18 protein-coding genes are annotated in these 18,047 nt (G+C 69.6%); 14 read left to right on the top strand and 4 right to left on the bottom strand.

Going from position 1 to position 18,047, the window contains the following annotated elements:
* Nucleotides 1–72 precede the first annotated feature (72 nt).
* From KZJ41_RS28105 to KZJ41_RS28085, 5 genes are all read left to right on the top strand, one after another.
* Nucleotides 73–1,443: a hemolysin family protein gene (locus KZJ41_RS28105; protein ID WP_006934382.1), complete on the top strand. Its 1,371-nt coding sequence runs from the start codon at nt 73–75 to the stop codon at nt 1,441–1,443.
* The gene (locus KZJ41_RS28100; RefSeq protein ID WP_029546770.1) at nt 1,436–2,449 is read left to right on the top strand and encodes a hemolysin family protein; all 1,014 of its coding nucleotides are present in this window, start codon (nt 1,436–1,438) and stop codon (nt 2,447–2,449) included. The genes KZJ41_RS28105 and KZJ41_RS28100 overlap by 8 nt, the downstream gene beginning before the upstream one ends.
* Before the next feature lie 126 nt (nt 2,450–2,575).
* Nucleotides 2,576–2,959 carry a nuclear transport factor 2 family protein gene (locus KZJ41_RS28095; protein WP_050036209.1) on the top strand — a complete coding sequence of 128 codons (384 nt, stop codon included), beginning with the start codon at nt 2,576–2,578 and terminating at the stop codon, nt 2,957–2,959.
* Between the two features lie 145 nt (nt 2,960–3,104).
* Nucleotides 3,105–4,391, top strand: coding sequence for a hemolysin family protein (locus KZJ41_RS28090; protein WP_231772244.1), 1,287 nt, complete (start codon nt 3,105–3,107; stop codon nt 4,389–4,391).
* Nucleotides 4,392–4,442: 51 nt separating this feature from the next.
* Nucleotides 4,443–5,480: a DUF6777 domain-containing protein gene (locus KZJ41_RS28085; RefSeq protein ID WP_082120301.1), complete on the top strand. Its 1,038-nt coding sequence runs from the start codon at nt 4,443–4,445 to the stop codon at nt 5,478–5,480.
* A gap of 7 nt (nt 5,481–5,487) precedes the next feature.
* Here the strand turns inward: KZJ41_RS28085 and KZJ41_RS28080 are convergent, their stop codons facing one another.
* Both KZJ41_RS28080 and KZJ41_RS28075 read right to left on the bottom strand, forming a co-directional pair.
* Nucleotides 5,488–6,159, bottom strand: a complete 672-nt coding sequence (locus KZJ41_RS28080; RefSeq protein ID WP_050036207.1) for an SDR family oxidoreductase — start codon at nt 6,157–6,159, stop codon at nt 5,488–5,490.
* Nucleotides 6,160–6,168: 9 nt separating this feature from the next.
* The gene (locus KZJ41_RS28075; RefSeq protein ID WP_373566456.1) at nt 6,169–6,801 is read right to left on the bottom strand and encodes a vancomycin high temperature exclusion protein; all 633 of its coding nucleotides are present in this window, start codon (nt 6,799–6,801) and stop codon (nt 6,169–6,171) included.
* Between the two features lie 69 nt (nt 6,802–6,870).
* Between KZJ41_RS28075 and KZJ41_RS28070 the strand changes: the two genes are divergently transcribed.
* The gene (locus KZJ41_RS28070; RefSeq protein ID WP_006947543.1) at nt 6,871–7,899 is read left to right on the top strand and encodes a PHP domain-containing protein; all 1,029 of its coding nucleotides are present in this window, start codon (nt 6,871–6,873) and stop codon (nt 7,897–7,899) included.
* A 4-nt stretch (nt 7,900–7,903) separates the two neighbouring features.
* On the opposite strand, the gene KZJ41_RS28065 is transcribed toward KZJ41_RS28070, so the two are convergent.
* Nucleotides 7,904–8,791: a spermidine synthase gene (locus KZJ41_RS28065; RefSeq protein ID WP_050036206.1), complete on the bottom strand. Its 888-nt coding sequence runs from the start codon at nt 8,789–8,791 to the stop codon at nt 7,904–7,906.
* On the opposite strand from KZJ41_RS28065, the gene KZJ41_RS28060 reads away from it, so the two are divergent.
* The 3 genes from KZJ41_RS28060 to KZJ41_RS28050 all read left to right on the top strand — a co-directional run bounded on the left by KZJ41_RS28060 (nt 8,790) and on the right by KZJ41_RS28050 (nt 10,764).
* The gene (locus KZJ41_RS28060; protein ID WP_043799142.1) at nt 8,790–9,050 is read left to right on the top strand and encodes a four helix bundle protein; all 261 of its coding nucleotides are present in this window, start codon (nt 8,790–8,792) and stop codon (nt 9,048–9,050) included. The two genes, KZJ41_RS28065 and KZJ41_RS28060, sit on opposite strands and share 2 nt — an antisense overlap.
* A gap of 425 nt (nt 9,051–9,475) precedes the next feature.
* Complete coding sequence (locus KZJ41_RS28055; protein WP_050036205.1) at nt 9,476–10,303, top strand: alpha/beta fold hydrolase; 828 nt, start codon at nt 9,476–9,478, stop codon at nt 10,301–10,303.
* A gap of 86 nt (nt 10,304–10,389) precedes the next feature.
* Nucleotides 10,390–10,764: a helix-turn-helix domain-containing protein gene (locus KZJ41_RS28050; protein ID WP_050036204.1), complete on the top strand. Its 375-nt coding sequence runs from the start codon at nt 10,390–10,392 to the stop codon at nt 10,762–10,764.
* 107 nt (nt 10,765–10,871) lie between these two features.
* On the opposite strand, the gene KZJ41_RS28045 is transcribed toward KZJ41_RS28050, so the two are convergent.
* Complete coding sequence (locus KZJ41_RS28045; protein ID WP_029546761.1) at nt 10,872–11,534, bottom strand: TetR/AcrR family transcriptional regulator; 663 nt, start codon at nt 11,532–11,534, stop codon at nt 10,872–10,874.
* A gap of 141 nt (nt 11,535–11,675) precedes the next feature.
* On the opposite strand from KZJ41_RS28045, the gene KZJ41_RS28040 reads away from it, so the two are divergent.
* From KZJ41_RS28040 to KZJ41_RS28020, 5 genes are read left to right on the top strand one after another with little or no spacing between them, the layout of a single operon-like run.
* Nucleotides 11,676–12,809 carry a VOC family protein gene (locus tag KZJ41_RS28040; protein ID WP_029546760.1) on the top strand — a complete coding sequence of 378 codons (1,134 nt, stop codon included), beginning with the start codon at nt 11,676–11,678 and terminating at the stop codon, nt 12,807–12,809.
* Nucleotides 12,806–13,744 carry a fumarylacetoacetate hydrolase family protein gene (locus tag KZJ41_RS28035; protein WP_029546759.1) on the top strand — a complete coding sequence of 313 codons (939 nt, stop codon included), beginning with the start codon at nt 12,806–12,808 and terminating at the stop codon, nt 13,742–13,744. Before KZJ41_RS28040 ends, KZJ41_RS28035 begins: the two co-directional genes overlap by 4 nt.
* The gene (locus KZJ41_RS28030) at nt 13,741–15,630 is read left to right on the top strand and encodes an acyl-CoA synthetase (protein WP_050036202.1); all 1,890 of its coding nucleotides are present in this window, start codon (nt 13,741–13,743) and stop codon (nt 15,628–15,630) included. Before KZJ41_RS28035 ends, KZJ41_RS28030 begins: the two co-directional genes overlap by 4 nt.
* Nucleotides 15,627–15,983: a DoxX family protein gene (locus tag KZJ41_RS28025; RefSeq protein WP_050036201.1), complete on the top strand. Its 357-nt coding sequence runs from the start codon at nt 15,627–15,629 to the stop codon at nt 15,981–15,983. Before KZJ41_RS28030 ends, KZJ41_RS28025 begins: the two co-directional genes overlap by 4 nt.
* Nucleotides 15,980–17,521, top strand: coding sequence for a bifunctional 3-(3-hydroxy-phenyl)propionate/3-hydroxycinnamic acid hydroxylase (locus KZJ41_RS28020; protein ID WP_102799878.1), 1,542 nt, complete (start codon nt 15,980–15,982; stop codon nt 17,519–17,521). The genes KZJ41_RS28025 and KZJ41_RS28020 overlap by 4 nt, the downstream gene beginning before the upstream one ends.
* Nucleotides 17,522–18,047: the final 526 nt, after the last annotated feature.

The following is an 18,047-nucleotide window of genomic DNA, read 5'->3' as shown; positions in this document are numbered from 1 at the left end:
CAAGCGCAAACCTCGAAGACCCTCCCCGCCCCCGAGTGACGCCCCGTCCGTCACCGCCCCTCGGAGCCGACCGTGCTGACCGTCCTCGGTATCGCACTCGGCATCCTCGTGGTCCTGGCCATCACGGCCCTGACCGGCTATTTCGTGGCCCAGGAATTCGCCTACATGGCGGTGGACCGGTCCCGGCTCAAGGCGCGTGCCGAAGCCGGCGACGCCGCCGCGGCCCGCGCCCTGTCGGTCACCCGCCGCACCTCGTTCATGCTCTCCGGCGCTCAGCTCGGCATCACCGTGACCGGCCTGCTCGTCGGCTATGTCGCCGAACCGCTCATCGGCAGCGGCCTCGGGGAGCTCCTCGGTGGTGTCGGCATCCCGACCGCGGTCGGGGTGGCGGTCGGCACGGTGCTGGCGGTGTTGTTCTCCACCGTGGTGCAGATGGTCTTCGGGGAGCTGTTCCCGAAGAACCTCGCGATCGCGCGGCCCGAGCCGGTCGCTCGATGGCTGGCGCTGTCGACCACGCTCTACCTGAAGCTGTTCGGCTGGTTGATCAGGTTGTTCGACGCCTCGTCGAACCTGCTGCTGCGCGCGCTGCGGATCGAACCCGTGCACGACGTGGAGCACTCGGCCACCGTCCGCGACCTCGAGCACATCGTGGCCGAATCGCGCGACGCCGGCGATCTGCCCACGGAGTTGTCGACCCTGCTCGACCGGATCCTCGACTTCCCGACCCGCACCGCCGAGCACGCCATGATTCCGCGTGCCCGCGTGGACTACGTCCGCGCGGGGGAACCCGTGACGCGGGTGCTGGCGAGGATGAGCGAGGGCCACACCCGGTACCCGGTCGTCGGCTTCTCCGCCGACGACCTGCGCGGGGTGGTACATCTGCACGATCTGCTCGCCCTGGACGCGACGACCGGGACGGCCGGGACGGTGTGCCGGCCCGCGGTGATCGTGCCCACGACGCTGCCGCTGCCCGATGTGCTGGCCCGGTTGACCGAGGGGCAGGAGGAGATGGCGTTGGTGGTCGACGAGTACGGCGGCTTCGCCGGCGTCGTCACCGTCGAGGACATGGCCGAGGAACTCGTCGGGGAGATCGCCGACGAACACGACACCGCCGTCGAGACGCAGGTGATCACCCGCCAGGGTGCGGGCTGGGTCATCCGCGGCGACGTGCACCTCGACGAGGTCGCCCGCACCCTCGACCAGGAGCTGCCCGAGGGCGACTACGAAACCCTCGCCGGCCTGGTCATCGCCGAGTTCGGCGGCCTGCCCGCCGTCGGCGACACCGTCGCGATCCCGCTGGAGCCCGACCCGGCCGATCTGGTGCACGAGAGCGCACCCCCGGCGCGGACGCTGATCGCCGAGGTCCGCGAGATCGACCGGCGCGTGCCGTCCTCGGTGCTGGTGACCGTGCGCACCGACGGCGAGGTGACCGGCGATGAGTAATCCCTGGATCGTGCTCGCCGTGACCGTCGGACTGATCGCGGCGAGCGCCTTCTTCGTCGCGGTCGAGTTCGCGCTCATCGCCGCCCGCCGGCACCGCCTCGAGGACGCCGCCCCGCACAGCCGTGCCGCCCGCGCGGCGCTGCGCAGCGCCTCGGAGCTGTCGGTCCTGCTCGCCGGGTCCCAGCTCGGCATCACCGTGTGCACCCTGGCCCTCGGTGCGGTGACCAAGCCCGCCGTGCACCACTGGCTCACTCCCGTGTTCGAGGACTGGGGCGCTCCGCTCTGGCTGGCCGACGTCGCCGGCTTCGTCCTGGCGCTGATCATCGTGACGTTCCTGCATCTGGTGGTCGGGGAGATGGCCCCGAAGTCCTGGGCGATCGCGCACCCGGAGAAGTCGGCGACCATGCTCGCGCTCCCGATGCGCGCGTTCATGTGGTTGACCCGGCCGGTGATCGTGCAGCTCAACCACCTGGCCAACTGGTGCCTGCGGCGGGTCGGTGTCGTCCCGGTCGACCAGGTCGGCGCCGGACAGGACCCGGATGCGTTGCGGCACCTGGTCGAGCACTCGGCCACCGTCGGCACCCTCGACGAGCGCTACCACGGGCACCTGACCAGCGCGCTCGAACTCGAGGCCCTCACCGTCGGCGACATCGTCCGCCCCAACGCCCGCCCGAGCAGTGTCACCCCTGACGCGGACGCCGCGCAGATCCGGGACACCGCCCGGCGCACCGGGCACCTGCGGTTGCTCGTGCGGGGCAACGGGCACGTCGACGGGGTGGTGCACGTGCGCGACAGCCTGCACGCCGCCGACGGGGTGACCGCCGCCGAGTTGATGCGCCCGGCGCTGACCCTCGAGACGGCGGTGCCGGTGTACGAGGCGCTGCGCACCATGCGCGAGACCCGCAACCACCTGGCCACCGTCACCGACAACGGCCGGGTGGTCGGGTTGATCACCCTCGCCGACGTCCTCGAACGCCTGCTCCCGACGGCCGACGCGGGGGCCTGATCCCCCGGCGTGGGGGTCCCGGTGCGCGGGCCGAGGCGCAGCGGCGGCAACGCCGGGCATTCCCAGTCCCGGCGCGCGCTGCTAACCTCCGTTGCTAGAACACGTTCTAGCAACGGAGGTTTTCGCATGGCCCCGACTCCCGCCGCGATCCGCGCCACCGTCGAGTCCTACATCCGGTCGGTCGCGAAAGGGACCACCGACGAGGTGCTCGCCCTCTACGCCCCCGGTGCCACGGTCGAGGACCCGATCGGCACGGACGTTCGCACCACCGAGGCGTCCCTGCGTGAGTTCTACTCGATGATCGAGCCGCTCACCCAGACCGGCGAGTTGCTCACCCTGAAGATCGCCGCCGGCAACGCGGCCTTCCTGTTCCGGCTCACCACCCACCTCGGTGAGCAGGATCTCGTCATGGAGGTCATCGACGTCATGACCTTCGACGACGACGCGCGGATCACGAGCATGAAGGCCTACTGGAGCCAGGAGGACATGCAGACCCTCCCCGCCTCCTGAACCCGAACTGTTTCACGTGGAACATCCCCCTCCGGAGGCCGTGCGATCGGTATCCGAACCGCCGCCGCGTTCCTAGACTGGGAGCCGTATCCCGCGTCTTCCCGGTGAGGAGACACGACATGGCCGACGGTCCCGGGTGGCCGCCATGACCGGGTCGGCGCTCGTCGACATCCTGCTGGTCCTGGTGTTCGTCCTGATCGGCGGCGTCTTCGCCGGCACCGAGCTGGCCCTGGTGTCGCTGCGCGAGAGTCAGATTCGTGCACTCGAGGAACGCGGCCGGCGCGGCCGCCGGACGGCCGCGCTGGCGAAGGATCCCAACCGTTTCCTGTCCGCGGTGCAGATCGGCGTCACGGTGGCCGGGTTCTTCTCCGCTGCCTACGGCGCCTCGACCATCGCACCGAACCTCGCCCCGGCCCTCGAGTCGTGGGGGCTGCCCGCCGCGGCGGCGAGCGCCGCCGCCCTCATCGGCACCACACTCGTGATCGCCTACCTCTCCCTGGTGCTCGGCGAACTCGTCCCCAAGCGCATCGCCCTGCAGCGGGCCACCGGGGTGTCGCTGCTGACCGCACCGGCCCTGGACCGGTTCGCCACCCTGATGCGACCGGTGATCCGGCTGCTGTCGGTCTCCACCGACGGACTCGTCCGGCTGCTCGGAGCCGACCCGGCGCGCCGGAGCGAGGAGATCACCCACGAGGAGCTGCGCGAACTGCTGCTCGGCCATTCGGCAGTGCCGGAGGACGAGCGCACGGTGCTCGCGGAGGTGTTCGACGCCGGACAGCGATCGCTGCTCGAGGTGATGCGCCCGCGCACCGAGGTCGACTTCCTGCCCGCCGACACCGCGATCCCGGCGGCGCGCGAACAGGCGCTGGCGGGTACGCACAGCCGGTACCCCGTCGTCGGATCGTCGCTCGACGACGTCGTGGGCTTCGTGCACCTGCGCGACCTGCTGCTCGCCGATCCGGCGAACGCCTCGACCGTCGCCGACGTGTGCCGGCCCATCCTCTCGTTGCCCGGCTCCAAACCGGCACTCGCGACACTGTCGCTGATGCGCCGGAACAACGACCAGATCGCCCTCGTCGTCGACGAGTACGGCGGCACCGCCGGGATCGCGACGCTCGAGGACATCGTCGAGGAGATCGTCGGCGAGATCGGCGACGAGTTCGAACCGACCGAGCAGGCCTCGGTCACGCCCGCTCCGGCGCAGCCCGATACACAGCAGGTGGACGGTCTGCTGATCGTCGAGGACTTCGAACGCGCCACCGGGATCGGGCTGCCCGACGGCCCCTACGAGACCGTCGCGGGGTGCATGCTGCACCGCCTCCAGCGCCTTCCACGACTCGGCGACAGCATCACCGTCGACGGCCATCGCCTCACCGTGAGCGAGTTGGACGGCCGTCGGATCGCCCGCCTCCGCCTGACGCCCGAGGGCTGAAGCCGACCGAAACCGCCCGAGATGCGGAGGGGTTCCGCCTACCATGGGCGGGTGGCCGCCGGCACCGCTGCGCGCGGATTCGGGATGGTACTCGCGCTGACTGCGCTCGCCGTGGGGGGATGCTCCACGGACGGTCCGTCGCGAACCGAGCCGGTACGCCTGGACCTCGCGACGTCGCGCGGTGAGCATCCGTGGAGCGTCCTGCTCCTGCCCGACCAGGTACCGGTCGCCGTTCCACCGGCACCGCAGGCCGAGCTTCCCGTTCCCGACGACGGCCCGGTGACGGTGTCCGGAGACCGGACCGGGCTCTACGGCGGCAGCCTGGAGCGCGAGCTGTGCGACCGCGAGCGGCTCGCCGGCACGCTCGAGCAGGACCCGGCCAAGCAGGAGGCCTGGCTCGACGTATTCGACGTCGCCGACGCCCGGGGATACCTGCGCACACTGACGCCGGTGCTGCTGCGTGCGGACACCCGGGTCACCGATCACGAGTATCGCGGCGGGCGCGCGGTGCCCGTGCAGTCCGTCCTCGAGGCCGGAACCGTCGTTCTCGTCGACGACCGGGGCGTCCCCCGCGTGCGGTGTGCACCGGGGAGCCCGCTGCTCTCCCCCGTCCTGTCCTCGGGTCAGGATCTCGAAGGCGAGGGCTGGTCGGGCCTCGACGAGGAACGGCTGTTCGTGGTGCAGCCGGGTGCGGCGCCCGTCGGTGAATTGACCGTCGTCGACGTCACCACCGGCAATCTGCTGGCGGTGCCCATCGGTGCCGGCCCCAAACAACCGGCACCCGGGGCGATCGACCCGGTACCGCCGCCCGCACCGGAACCGTCTCCCGCGTTGGTGCCGGACGTGGACATTGCGGCGCCCGCGCCGCGGGCCCCGGCGCCACCCCCGGAGCCGCCGCCACCACCGCCGCCACCGCCACCGCCACCACCACCGCCGCCTCCCCCGCCGCCTGCGCCGGAGCCGCTTCCCCCGGCACCGGCACCGGCTCCGGCTCCGGCGCCTGCCCCGGCGCCTGCCCCGCCGCCACCACCGCAGATCCGCATCCAGCTGCCGAACGGGGCGCCGGTCGTGATTCCGCTGCCGTTCTGACGACGGCTCAGCGGGGCCGCAGCACGATCTCCGTCGGGTGCGCGTCGGCCGGTGTCTGGACCGCCTGGCGCACTGCGCGCGCCACGGTCGACGCCTTCAGGAAGCGTTCCGGTTCGTAGATCCGGCCCTCGCTCGCGACGATCGCACGCTGCATGTCGGTGTCGATCCGGCCAGGATGCACCGATGTCACTCGCAGCGCCGGCTCCTCCTGCCGCAGGACGTCGGAGAACGCGCGCAACGCGAACTTGCTGGCGGCGTACGCACCCCAGCCGGCCTTCGCGTTCAGCCCGGCCCCCGAGTTGAGCAGCACGACATGGCCGTTCGCGGCCCGCAGCGCCGGCAGGAGCAGACGCGTCAGCTCCACCACCGCCACCACGTTCGACTCGAACATCTCCCGCCACTGCGCGATTCCGCCGTCGGCGATCGTCCCGAGCTCGGCGAGGCCCGCGTTGTGCACCAGCACGTCCAACCGGTCGATGCCCGAGCAGGCCGTGGCCACCGCCTCGTGGTCGAGCAGGTCGACCGGCCACGGCGCCGCCTCCGGGATCTCCTCGCAGATCGCCCGGAGCGACTCCGCGCGCCGGCCCCCGAGCAGCAGGTCGTGGCTGGAGGCGAGTTCCCGGGCGATGGCGGCGCCGACGCCGCGGCCGCCACCGGTGATCAGGGCTGAAGGTCGCATGCGACGACCCTAGGTGAGGATCCCGGTCGACGCGCCGTCCGCGACCGACCCCACGCGCGGCGGCCGCGGAAAGTGCATCTCCACAAGCGCTTTCGGCCGCGACAGCAGATACTCGCGCAGCACGTTGCGCACCCGGGTGCGCAGCCGGCAGTCGCACCCGGCCACCACGCCGGCCATGTCGATCCCCGCGCGCCGCCCCAGCGCGACGGCCCGCGGAAGATGGAAGTCCTGGGTGGCGATCAGGGCCGTCGTCACGCCGTAGACCTGTGCGGCGCGATGGCAGGTGTCGTATGTGTCGAGCCCGTAGGGGTCGGTGGCGATCACTTCCCGTCGCACGCCGTGCGCCACCAGATAGCCGGTCATCGCCGCGATCTCGTCCCCGGACCGGCCCCCCGCGTCGCCCGAGACGAGCACGCTGCGGGCGCGGCCGTCCGCGAGCAGAGCGACGGCGACGTCGAGGCGCCCGCGCAGCATCGGCATGGGCCATCCGTTCCGGACCCGGGCACCCGGCACGATCACCACCGGCGCCGTCGGCGCGTCGGCGAGGGTGTACAGCCGCCCCGCCGCGGGCGCCGCAACCCGGGCCGAGACCCCGGCCAGCGCCAGCGTCCCTCCGGCCACCCCGATCGCGGTTCCGGTCACCGTCCGCCGCCACCTCGCATTTGTGCGCATGCGCCCCACGCTACGGACCGCCGTGGCGAGAATGGACGCATGGACCCGGTGGACGCCCTGCGGGAGGTCGCGTTCTGGCTCGAACGCGACCGGGCCGAGAGCTACCGCGTGAAGGCCTACCGCCACGCCGCCGACGTCGTCGCCCGGTTGAGCCCCGAGCAGCGCGCCGCCCGGCGCCGTACGGACAGCTGGACCGCCCTCGCCGGCGTCGGCCCGAAGACCGCCACCGTGATCCGGGAAGCCTTCGACGGGGTGCCCGCGTACCTGCAGCAGCTGCGCGCGGAGGCCGAGCCGATCGGCCGCGGCGGCGCGGAACTGCTGGAGGCCCTGCAGGGCGATCTCCACGTGCATTCGGACTGGTCGGACGGTGGCAGCCCGATCGCCGAGATGATGCGGACCGCCGCGGCACTCGGGCGCCGATACTGCGCGCTCACCGACCATTCCCCCCGGCTGAAGGTGGCCAACGGGCTCACGGCCGAGCGGTTGCGCACCCAGTTGGGGGTCGTCGCCGACCTCAACCGCGTCCTCGCGGACAGCGGCCGCCCCTTTCGCATTCTCACCGGGATCGAGGTGGACATCCTCGACGACGGCACCCTCGACCAGGACGAGGGTCTGCTCGCCGAACTCGACGTCGTGGTGGCGAGCGTGCACTCGAATCTGCGGGCCGACCGGGCGGTCATGACGAAGCGGATGCTGAAGGCGGTGCAGAACCCGCACGTCGACGTGCTCGGGCACTGCACGGGCCGGCTGGTGCAGGGTGGGCGCGGCACCCGCCCGGAGTCGCGGTTCGACGCCGAGGCGGTGTTCTCGGCGTGCCGCGACCACAGCACCGCGGTGGAGATCAACGCGCGCCCCGAGCGGCAGGACCCGCCCGAGCGGCTGATCGACCTCGCACTGAATCTCGGTTGCCGCTTCGCGATCGACACCGACGCGCACGCGCCTGGACAGCTGGACTGGATCGGGTACGGCTGCGAACGGGCCGCCGAACGCGGGGTCGAAGCCGGGGACGTGATCAACACGTGGCCGGTCGAGGACCTGCTCGCCTGGACCGCCGGCCGGACGGGTTGACGGGTCAGCCGGTGGCCACCTCGTCGGCCGGGACCGTGGCCGGCGGTCGGCACTCGGCGTCGAGGAGGACGCGGGCGTCGGCGGCGAACCGGCGGACCTGTGGGTCGGTCCACACCTGGGCGGGCACTCCCCCGCCGAGCAGGTCCCTGGCCAGGATCGGGGACTGCCCGAGCGGTGCGTCGCTGCCGGCGATGACGATGTTGCCGTAGCGGCGGCCCTTGAGCATCGCCGGATCCGCGATGATCGCGGTGTGCTCGAAGATGCTGCCGATGGTGGCCGCCTCCCGCCGGGCGGTGGTCAGATCCCGGGTGTCACCACAGTTGACGACGTAGACGCCGCCCGCATCGAGCACCCGGCGGGCGTGCCGGGTGAACTCGACCGTGGTCAGCGCGACGGGCGTCCGGTTGATCGCGAAGACGTCGCGGACGATCACGTCGCGGGTCGCGTCGGTCAGCGAGGCGAGGACCGCCCGCGCCTCCCCCACCCGGATCCGCAGCAGCGGGGCACGGGGCAGGTCGAACCAGTCCCGGACGAGTTCGGCGAGCCGGCCGTCGATCTCGACCACCACCTGCCGCGCGTTCGGATAGGTGGCGGCGAGGTAGCGGGCCATGGAACAGGCCCCTCCGCCGAGGTGCAGCACGCGCAGCCGCTCGTCCCGGGGCCGCTGTGATTCGAGCAGTTGCGCGATCCACCGCATATACTCGAATTCGAGCAGCGTGGGATCGGCGAGATCGATGTGGGAGCTGGGCACCCCGTTGACCTCGAGCACCCAGCCGTCCGGCAGGTACCGGTCCTTGACGAGCTCGCAGGTGCCGGTGTCGATGTCGTAGATGCCCTCGGCCGGACCGCGACCGGACCCCGGCGCGGCCCGACGCTCCCGCTGCCTGCCCATGACATCGAGGGTAGCCGGGCCGCGAGGGCCGTCGGGATCCGGTCTCCGGGCGCGCTCGGTCGGCGCGCTCCGAGGGTTCCTGGCCGAGGGAACCGAGCGCGCCTACGCGAAGGACTACCGACTGTTCTTCGGGTTGCTGTATCGGCGCGAGAAGTACTGGGACGAGACCGATTACGAGGAGATCTACGACGACGAGTTGTGGCGTCGGCGGTCGGTGGACAACTCGCGCCGCATCGGCGGCAGCACATGGGCGCGGTAGTTGTCTGTGTTCAAGCACGGGATTTGTTGTGCGACAGTGGTTTACAGCTGTATGGAGGTGGGGGACCGCTGCCACCGGACGGCGTGGGAGGACCGCCTCGACCGTCGCGTGAGGACCCGATCCGGGTGATCGGCGAAAGGGAACGCCCCCTCCCGCCGCCCACGGCGTGTCCCGCTCTGTGTCATCGGGTTCATGGTGCATCGCCGGTGTCGCGCGTGAGGGCCTACGTGAGCGCACGGAATGTCGGATATGTTGTCCGACAATATCTCTGCGCAGCAGGGCTGCGGCTCGCCGACCGCCCCCCGTCCGGCGAGCCTGGTAGCTCTCTAGCTGATGTGAAGCTTGCAAGCAAGCACTCCGAGGGGCGACTGTCTCACAGTCGCGTTGCACTCCAGGCGCGGGGTCAACCGAGAGGCGGTCATCCCATGCAGAAGAAGACGCCGAGCGCTTCGACGCTGGAAGAACCACAGTTCATGAAGACGGCGGGGCTGCGTGTCCGCTACCGAGTCCGGGGCGACGGGCCGGCCCTGCTGATGATCAACGGTATCGGCCTCCCCCTGGAGTTCTGGCGTCCACTCGAGGCCCGGCTCGGGCGGTTTCGGACCATCACGGTCGACCCGCCGGGCTCGGGGCATTCCTCGGTCCCCCGCGGCCGCTTCGGCGTCCGCGAGCATGCGGGCGTCATAGATGATCTCCTCGAGCACCTCGGGATCGACTCGGCCGGCGTGCTCGGCCTGGCGTTCGGCGGGATGGTGGCGCAGGAGCTGGCGCGCCGGAGTCCCGGACGCGTCGAGAGGCTCGCGCTTGCCTCGACGAACTGCGGCCTGGGCGGCATGCCCAGCCCGCCGAGGGCGCTGACCGCCGTCTTCAACCCGGTGAGCTTCTACTCCCCGGCGTATTTCCGCAAGGTCGCCCCGCTGATCTACGGCGAGGGGATCGTCGATGATCCCGCGCTCCTCGACGAGCACCTCGAGATCCGCCGGGACTGCCGGCCGTCGTTGCGGGGCCATGTCGTCCAGCTCCGCGCGGCCTTCGAGTGGACCAGTCGACCGTGGCTGCGCCACCTGCCGATGCCCGTGCTCGTGATCGCGGGGAGCGACGATCGGCTCGTGCCGACCGTCAACGGCCGGATCATCGCCAAGGCCGTCCCTCACGGCCGCCTGGAGATCATCGACGGGGGCAGCCACCTGTGCGTGCTCCAGGAGACCGCCCGGGCGGCGCAGCTCATCGGGGACTTCCTCGATGAGGACTGAGCCGGCCGCGCCCTGCGATACTGCGCACGTGTTCCACGGGCTTCGAGCGTGTGTTCAGCCCCGAGCGTGTCAGTAAACTCGCGAGTATGAGGAGACCGTCGGCACAGCTCGGGGAAATCATCCGACGGCAGCGAGAATTCAACAAGTTCACCCTGCGGCAGTTCGCCGAGATGGCCGGGATCTCGAATCCGTACCTCTCGCAGATCGAGCGCGGACTGCGCGCCCCCTCGGCAACCGTCATCGATGCCATCGCACGCTCGCTGAACATCAGCGCCGACATTCTCTACGAGCAGGCCGGCTTTCCCGTGGGCGACCGCGAGGGCGACGACGCACGTGCACGAATCGAAGCCGCCCTCGAGGCCGACCCGGCCCTCGCGCCTCGACAGCGACGCGCCCTGATGGAGATCTACGACGCCATGGTGATGGCGGGTCCGGTTCCTCGCCCGCGCCGCCGCAGTTAGTCCTCGCCGCGTGATGCTCGGCAGTCGATCCGCACCAAGGATTCGAGGTTCCAGATCACGGCGGGTGGGATGCCGCGCCTGCCGACGATCCTGACGAAGCAGACGAGCTATGTGGCGGTTGCGGCTGGGGGCTGATAGTCGGCGTCGGGTAAGGGGCGTCGGCAGATTTCGTGGGCTTCGTCGGCCGAGACGCCGAACATGCGCAACAGGTCCTCGGTGACCTGGTCGGTGGCCTCCGCGTCGTCACGTTCGGGGTGGTCGTGCAGCAGTTGACCCAGGCATAGCGCGGCGCCTGCTGCGATTGTCATGGCCAGTTCGGGATCGCGCACGCTGAACCGGCCCGACCGGGCAGCTGCCTCGATGTCCCGGCGAGCTCTCGGCGCCAGGCCCTTGTCCGAGCCGATCAGACTCAGACCGTTGCTGAGCAGAACCTTGCTCAGCTCGGGATTCCTGCGATGGAGGCGTCCGGTCAGACGGAAGCTCTGCGCAAAGACCTGGGCGGGGTCGTCCAGATCTGCGGTCAGTTCGTCGAGCACCGCCCCATGGCGGTCGAGGGCCTCCTCCACGGCAGCGTGGAAGAGCTCCTCTTTGGTCTGGAAGTGGTTGTAGAAGGACCCCATCCCGACATCTGCGGCTTGGGTGATCTCGAGAATCGGGGCGGTCGGTTTCCCTGCCGCCATGAACGACTGGGCTGCGCGTACGAGTGCGGCGCGGGTGCGCGCCTTGCGCCGGTCCAGACGGTTCGGTGCATCGGTGTTCTGCTCGGTCATGCCTGCGTGCCCTTCTCTCTGATCCGTCCGACCTGGCCTTACCCTACGGCGCGTCATCAATTGTGACGAATTCCTCAAAAACTCTTGACTGACGATATCTTCGTAAGTGACGATATCGTCATAACTTGAAGGGAGTGGTCCATGAGTGTCCACCATGACCCGCATTCCGGACTGCACAGTGAGCAGGGCGCGCTGGCGGGCGAGCACCGGGGGAAGGCCGCCGAGCCGATCATCAAGGTGTTCGACCTCGCGTGGCTGGAGTTCGAGAAGCCCGACCTCGATCGGGCGGAGGCGTTCGCCCATGCCTTCGGTTTTGCGACGGCGCTCCGAACGGCGCACGAACTACAGTTGCGCGGCACAGACCCCGGTTCGCCCTGCGTGCTCATCCGCCGAGGCCCGCGTTCGCGGTTCGTCGGTCCCGCCTTCCGGGCAGCCGACTCGACCGACGTGCTGCGACTCGCGGACGCAGTCGGAGGTGCGGTCGTGCCCCTCCCCGAGAGCCTCGGCGGGATCGCTGTCGATCTCGTGGATCCAAGCGCTCTCGGAGTCCGCGTGGTGTCCGACACGTTCGAGTTGCCGGCGCTGGCCGCCCAGGCTCCGCTCCACTTCAATTTCGGACACGACCGCGGGCGGGTGAACGCCACCCAGCGGCCACCCCGCGCGCCGGCCACCGTGCAACGGCTCGGTCACGTCGTGCTCCAGACGACGAAGTACCTCGAAACGCTCAACTGGTACCTCGAGCACCTCGGACTGATCGTCAGCGACTTCCTCTACTACCCGGGGCAACGGGCCCGGGGCCCGATCATGAGCTTCATCCGCTGCGACCGGGGTGCCACGCCCACCGACCATCACACTCTCGCGATGGTTCTCGGCCCGGCCAACCGCTATGTGCATTCGGCATATCAGGTCGCCGACCTGGACTCCCTCGCGGCGGGAGGCGAGTACCTGCTCGACCGGGGCTACCGCCGGTCCTGGGGCATCGGCCGGCACATCCAGGGCAGCCAGATCTTCGACTACTGGCGCGACCCCGACGGATTCATGGTCGAGCACTTCAGCGACGGCGATCTCTTCGACAACACGCTCGAGGCGGGCTGGGCACCGATGACCGCGTCCGGACTGGCCCAGTGGGGGCCGCCCGCCACCAAGGACTTCCTCGGACTGAGCCCCGGTCGGGACTCACTCCAGGAACTGCGCGCCATCGCCCTCGCGCTGCGCGCCGACAACGAATTCGACCTCCACCGCCTACGCGGCCTTCTGAAAGTTGCCAGCTCATGACCATCTCTGTCCTCCGCACCGCCGACGCCTGGTGGGTCGTCACACCGACGGGTGCTGCCCGGGTAGACACCGAGGCCACCACCACCGCTCAACTGCTGGCCGACCGACCAGCCGTCGAGGCAGCGGCGTCCAGCGAGGGCACCGTGCCCGTCGAGACCCTCTCGTTGCTCTCCCCGGTCACCGCCCCCTGCCGTGTGGTCGCACAGATGACGAACTTCGCCTCGCACGTCAAGGACGCGGGGATGAACCCCGACACCATTCCGTTGACCTTCTTCCGAAAGGCATCCGGTTCGATCGGCGGTCCCCACGACGACGTGATCCGTCCTGCCCATGTCCGGCTACTGGACTACGAGGTGGAGATCGGGCTCGTCTTCGGGCGTGAACTCCCCGTCGGCACCACGATCACCGCAGACACTCTCGCCGATCACGTCGCCGGCCTGGTTGTCACCAACGACATCTCCGCGCGCGACGTCCAGCTTCCCAAAACGCAGTTCTACGAGGCCAAGTCGTACCCGACGTTCACCCCGGTCGGCCCCGCGCTCGTACTGCTCGATGCCGACGAACTGAAGCGGTTCACCGACCTGCGCCTGCGGCTCTGGGTCAACGGTGAGCCTCGCCAGAACATGACCGTTGCCGACATGATCTACCAGCCGGCCGAGACTCTGCAGGCGCTGACCCGGTTCCAACGCCTCGATGCCGGAGACCTGCTGCTGACCGGAACACCGGTCGGGACGGCGCTGAGCGCCCCACCGAAGCCGATCGAAATCCTCTCCTCTCTGCTGCCGCCGGCCGTCAAATGGAAGCTCTTCTTTGCGGGCCAGGCCCGGAATTCGAACTATCTGCAGGACGGCGACGTCATCGAAGCCACCGTCGCCACAGACGACGGGACGATCGACTTGGGGCGGCAGCGCACGGTGGTGAGGTACGCGCGATGACCACCGACCTGCTGTGGCCGCGGTACGCAGCGCCCACGGATGTGACGGCGATCGAGGCCGTGCCGCTGAGAGATCGGGGGCTTCCGGAGTCCACCTATGCCTTGCTCACCCGAGCGGCCCGCATGTGGCCGGACCGCCTCGCGCTCACCGTCCTCCCGGACGCCGCACGGTGGCGGGAGCCGTTGCAGCGCAGTTTCTCCGAACTGCTCGACGATGTTCACCGCTACGCGAACCTGCTCCATCGTCTGGGCGTGCGGCGCCACGACCCGGTCGCCTTGATGGCGCCCAACTGCGCCGAACTGATCCCCGCGACTCTCGCCGCGCAGCTTGCCGGCATCGCTGCCCCCATCAACGCGGCACAGTCGCAGCAGCACATCGCTGAACTGTTACGCCGCTCAGGTGCCCGGGTACTCGTCGCGGCCGGTCCGGAACTTGCGGCCGACACATGGGAGGTCGCGCACGAGATTGCCGTGAGCGGAGGGGTGGATGCAGTGCTGGCCCTCAGGCCCACCGGTGCCGCCGGCGTCCCTGCGGACCTGCCCGAAGTCGACGGAGTGCGGATCGGCTATTTCGGTGCGCTGTCGGCCGACATCGACTCCTCCGGCTTCGCCGGTGATCCCCCTCGTGGGTTCGACATGGCGGCACTGTTTCACACCGGTGGTACCACCGGTGTTCCGAAGCTGGCCGCCCACACCCACGACAACGAGGTCGCCAATTCCTGGATGCTGGCCGCGAACTCGTTGTGGGACCAGGACTCCGTGGTATTCGCCGCCCTGCCGCTGTTCCATGTCAATGCCTTGATGGTCACGCTGTTGGCACCGCTGTTCAAGGGCCAGGGTGTGGTGTGGGCCGGCCCGCTCGGCTACCGCGACCCGGTACTGCTCAGCGAATTCTGGAAGATCGTCGAGCACTACCGCATCGCGTCGATGAGCGCGGTGCCCACCATATACGCGGCCCTTGCGGAGCGCCCGGTCGACGCCGATATCAGTAGTCTGCGATTCGCCATGGTCGGAGCGTCGCCTCTGCCGACTGCGGTCGTCGAGAAGTTCCGGGAACACACGAGTGTGCCCCTTCTCGAAGGCTACGGCCTGACGGAGGCAACCTGCGCGAGTGCACGCAGCTTCACCGACGCGCCGCGACCCGGCGCGGTGGGCCTACGGATGCCCTATCAGCAGGTCAAAGTGGTACGCGTCCGCGAAGACGGCAGCTGGGAAGACCTGCCCACCGGAACGACCGGCGTGCTGGCCATCAGCGGTCCGACGGTGTTCGCCGGCTACGCTGTCGCCCACGACGAACACGGACACGTGCTCGACGGTATGGGCAAACTGGTCGACGGGTGGCTCGATACCGGCGACCTGGCGCGCGTCGACAGCGACGGTTTCATCTACCTGGTCGGACGCGCGAAGGACGTCATCATCCGGGGCGGGCACAACATCGATCCAGCGGTCATCGAAGACGCCCTACTGGACCATCCGCAGGTCACCGCGGTCAGCGCGGTGGGACGACCCGATGCCCACGCGGGCGAAGTGCCCGTCGCGTACGTCACCGTTGCCGCAGACGCCGGCATCACCGAGGATGAGCTGCAAGCCTGGGCGGGTGAGCGTGTCCCCGAACGGGCCGCGGCCCCCAGAACGGTGACCATCCTCCACGCCTTGCCTGTCACGGCGGTAGGCAAGCCCTACAAGCTCGCACTGCGCGCCGACGCGACACGGCGCGAGCTCGAGCAGGCCCTCGCCACCACCGCAGGGGTCGACAGCATCCATGCGTCCGTAGCGGACGGCTCGATTCTTGCCACTGTCGAGATCGACGGATCTGCCGGCGAACCGGCGGTCAAGGCGATCTTGGACCGATATGCGATCAATTGGAAGGTAATGGTGCGCAAATGATTACCGCATCCCTAGTTCTGGCGGTCTCGCTCGCAGTCCTCTACCTCCTGCTCGGCGTGAGCAAGATGGCGGCAACCTCGCCGATGCGGGAACGGGCAGCCCACGTCGGTATTTCCGTCAGCACGTATCGGGGTATCGGTGCGCTCGAGGTCGCCGGTGCAGCCGGTCTCCTGATCGGCGGACTCGTACCGGCGCTCGGCGCCGCGGCCGGCGTCGGGCTCCTGCTCCTGATGGCAGGGGCCGTCGTTACGCACGTACGCAACGGAGATGGATTGCGTGAGATGACGCCCGCCATCCTCGTCAGCGCGCTGATCCTCGCCTACCTCGCCGTCCTGTTCGGATCGATCCGATGAGCGAGCGGGTTGTCCCGGTCGTCATCGTCGGTGCCGGACCCACCGGACTGACCGCCGCCACGCTGCTTGCTCAGCACGGGGTCGAGTGCCTGGTACTCGAGCGCTGGGAGGGCGTCTATGCGCAGCCGCGGGCGGTCCACCTCGACGGTGAGATTCACCGGATCGTGGCGCACCTCGGGATCGCCGACGAGTTCGCGGCGATCTCCCGGCCGTGCCTCGGGTTGCGGCTCCTCGACCGGAACATGCGAATTCTCACCGAGTTCCACCGAGACCCCGGTCCGGGCGTACACGGCTACCCCGAGGCCAACATGTTCGATCAGCCGCAGTTCGAGGAGATCCTGCGCGCCAATCTTGAACGGTACCCAGGGGCCTCTCTGCGCGGCGACATCGAAGTAACCGGGCTGGCCCACGACAAGACCGGCGGCATTCGCGTCGACTTCACCGACCGAAGCACCGGCGTGCACGAATCGGTACGGACCAGATACGTGTTGGGCTGCGACGGCGCCAACAGCATGGTCAGAGAACAGATTCAGGCAACGATGCGGGATCTGAAGTTCGAACAACGCTGGCTGGTTGTCGACGTCGCCACCACCGCAGACCTCGGCGAGTGGGAGGGCGTGCACCAGGTGTGTGACCCCGTGCGCGCGGCAACGTACATGCGGATCGGAAAAACGCGCTACCGCTGGGAGTTCCGTCTGAAGCCAGGTGAGAGCGCCGAGGACTATCGCGAAATGGCCCGACTGCATCCCCTCATCTCGCCATGGACAAGGAACACACCGGCCGAAGACCTGGAGCTGGTCCGTCTGGCCGAGTACACCTTTCGAGCCCGAGTCGCGGACCGATGGCGCGACCGGCACGTGTTTCTGCTGGGCGACGCCGCCCATCTCACACCGCCGTTCATCGGACAGGGGATGGGGGCGGGGATGCGGGACGCGATGAACCTCGCCTGGAAACTTGCAGGCGTCCTCCGCGGGGATCTGCCTGAGAGCGCACTGGACACCTACGAGATCGAACGCAAGCCCCACGCACGGGCGCTGATCCGGCGGGCCAAGTTCGTCGGAATGGCCATGACCGAGGGCGGCGAACTCGGTAATCTCATCCGCCGCGTCGCCCTACCGCTGTTGCACCGCGTGCCGGGCCTCAGCGACAAGATCATGGACAACGAGACCCCGGCTCTCCGCCGCTCCAGTCTCATCGAGCGATCCCGACTACGCAGAAGCCGAGCGGGCCGCCTGATCCCGAATCCGGTCCTCGACGAGGGTCGCCGATTCGCCGAGGTCGTCGCCGGCCGGTTCGCGGTGGTCACCTCCGTCTCCCCGACCACGGAACAACGCACCGCCATCGAACAACGGGGTGGCACAGTCCTGCTGGCTCGGCCGGACACCGATCTGCACCGCTGGCTACGCCGCGGCCGGGCGCGCGCTGTCATCGTCCGGCCCGACGGCACCGTCCTTCGTAGCGGCAACGAACTGTCCGCCCTCTGCGCCGCCCTGCCCCGCTTCCACACCGACCACTCGCCAACGATCCTCACACGGTGAGCCACCCCTGACGGAATCTCCACTGCGCACGGGTGCGGATGCTCCGAGCTATTGGTCCGCCGAGTGCTCGCGCCACGTCATCCTCGATTCCGGCCCGATTCCCCCGCGCTTCGCCGACTCGGACCGGTGGTGTGGTTGTCGCGACAGGGAGTGTCCGATAAGGACACTCCCCCATCGGCGACCGACGGACCGCACCCGCGCGGGGGCGTGTGGCGGGTCCGTCGAGACCCCGGCGGATGTGGGTCGGCAGGGCCGTGCGGCGGTTCCGACCCTACGGTGCGGCCTCCGGTATGCGGGCTGTCGGCAGGTGGCTCGTGCCGGCAGTCGCGGAGGTTGAGGCGGCGAACTGTCAGCAGGACGAGGGTGGGGACGCCGATCAGCAACAGGACGGGGGCAAGAGCGTCGAACATCGGGATTCTCCGATCGGAGTGAGAGGTCACGCTCGCACGGGGTGGCGTGGACCGAGGCGAGACGGTTGCGGGTGTGGCAGACGACGGCGTCGGCCACCGGCATACGTACCGGCGAT

It is taken from the genome of Rhodococcus sp. 11-3 (assembly GCF_023704055.1).
Classification (GTDB): Bacteria; Actinomycetota; Actinomycetes; order Mycobacteriales; family Mycobacteriaceae; genus Rhodococcus; species Rhodococcus aetherivorans.
This window is presented reverse-complemented; position numbering and strand designations above follow the sequence as displayed.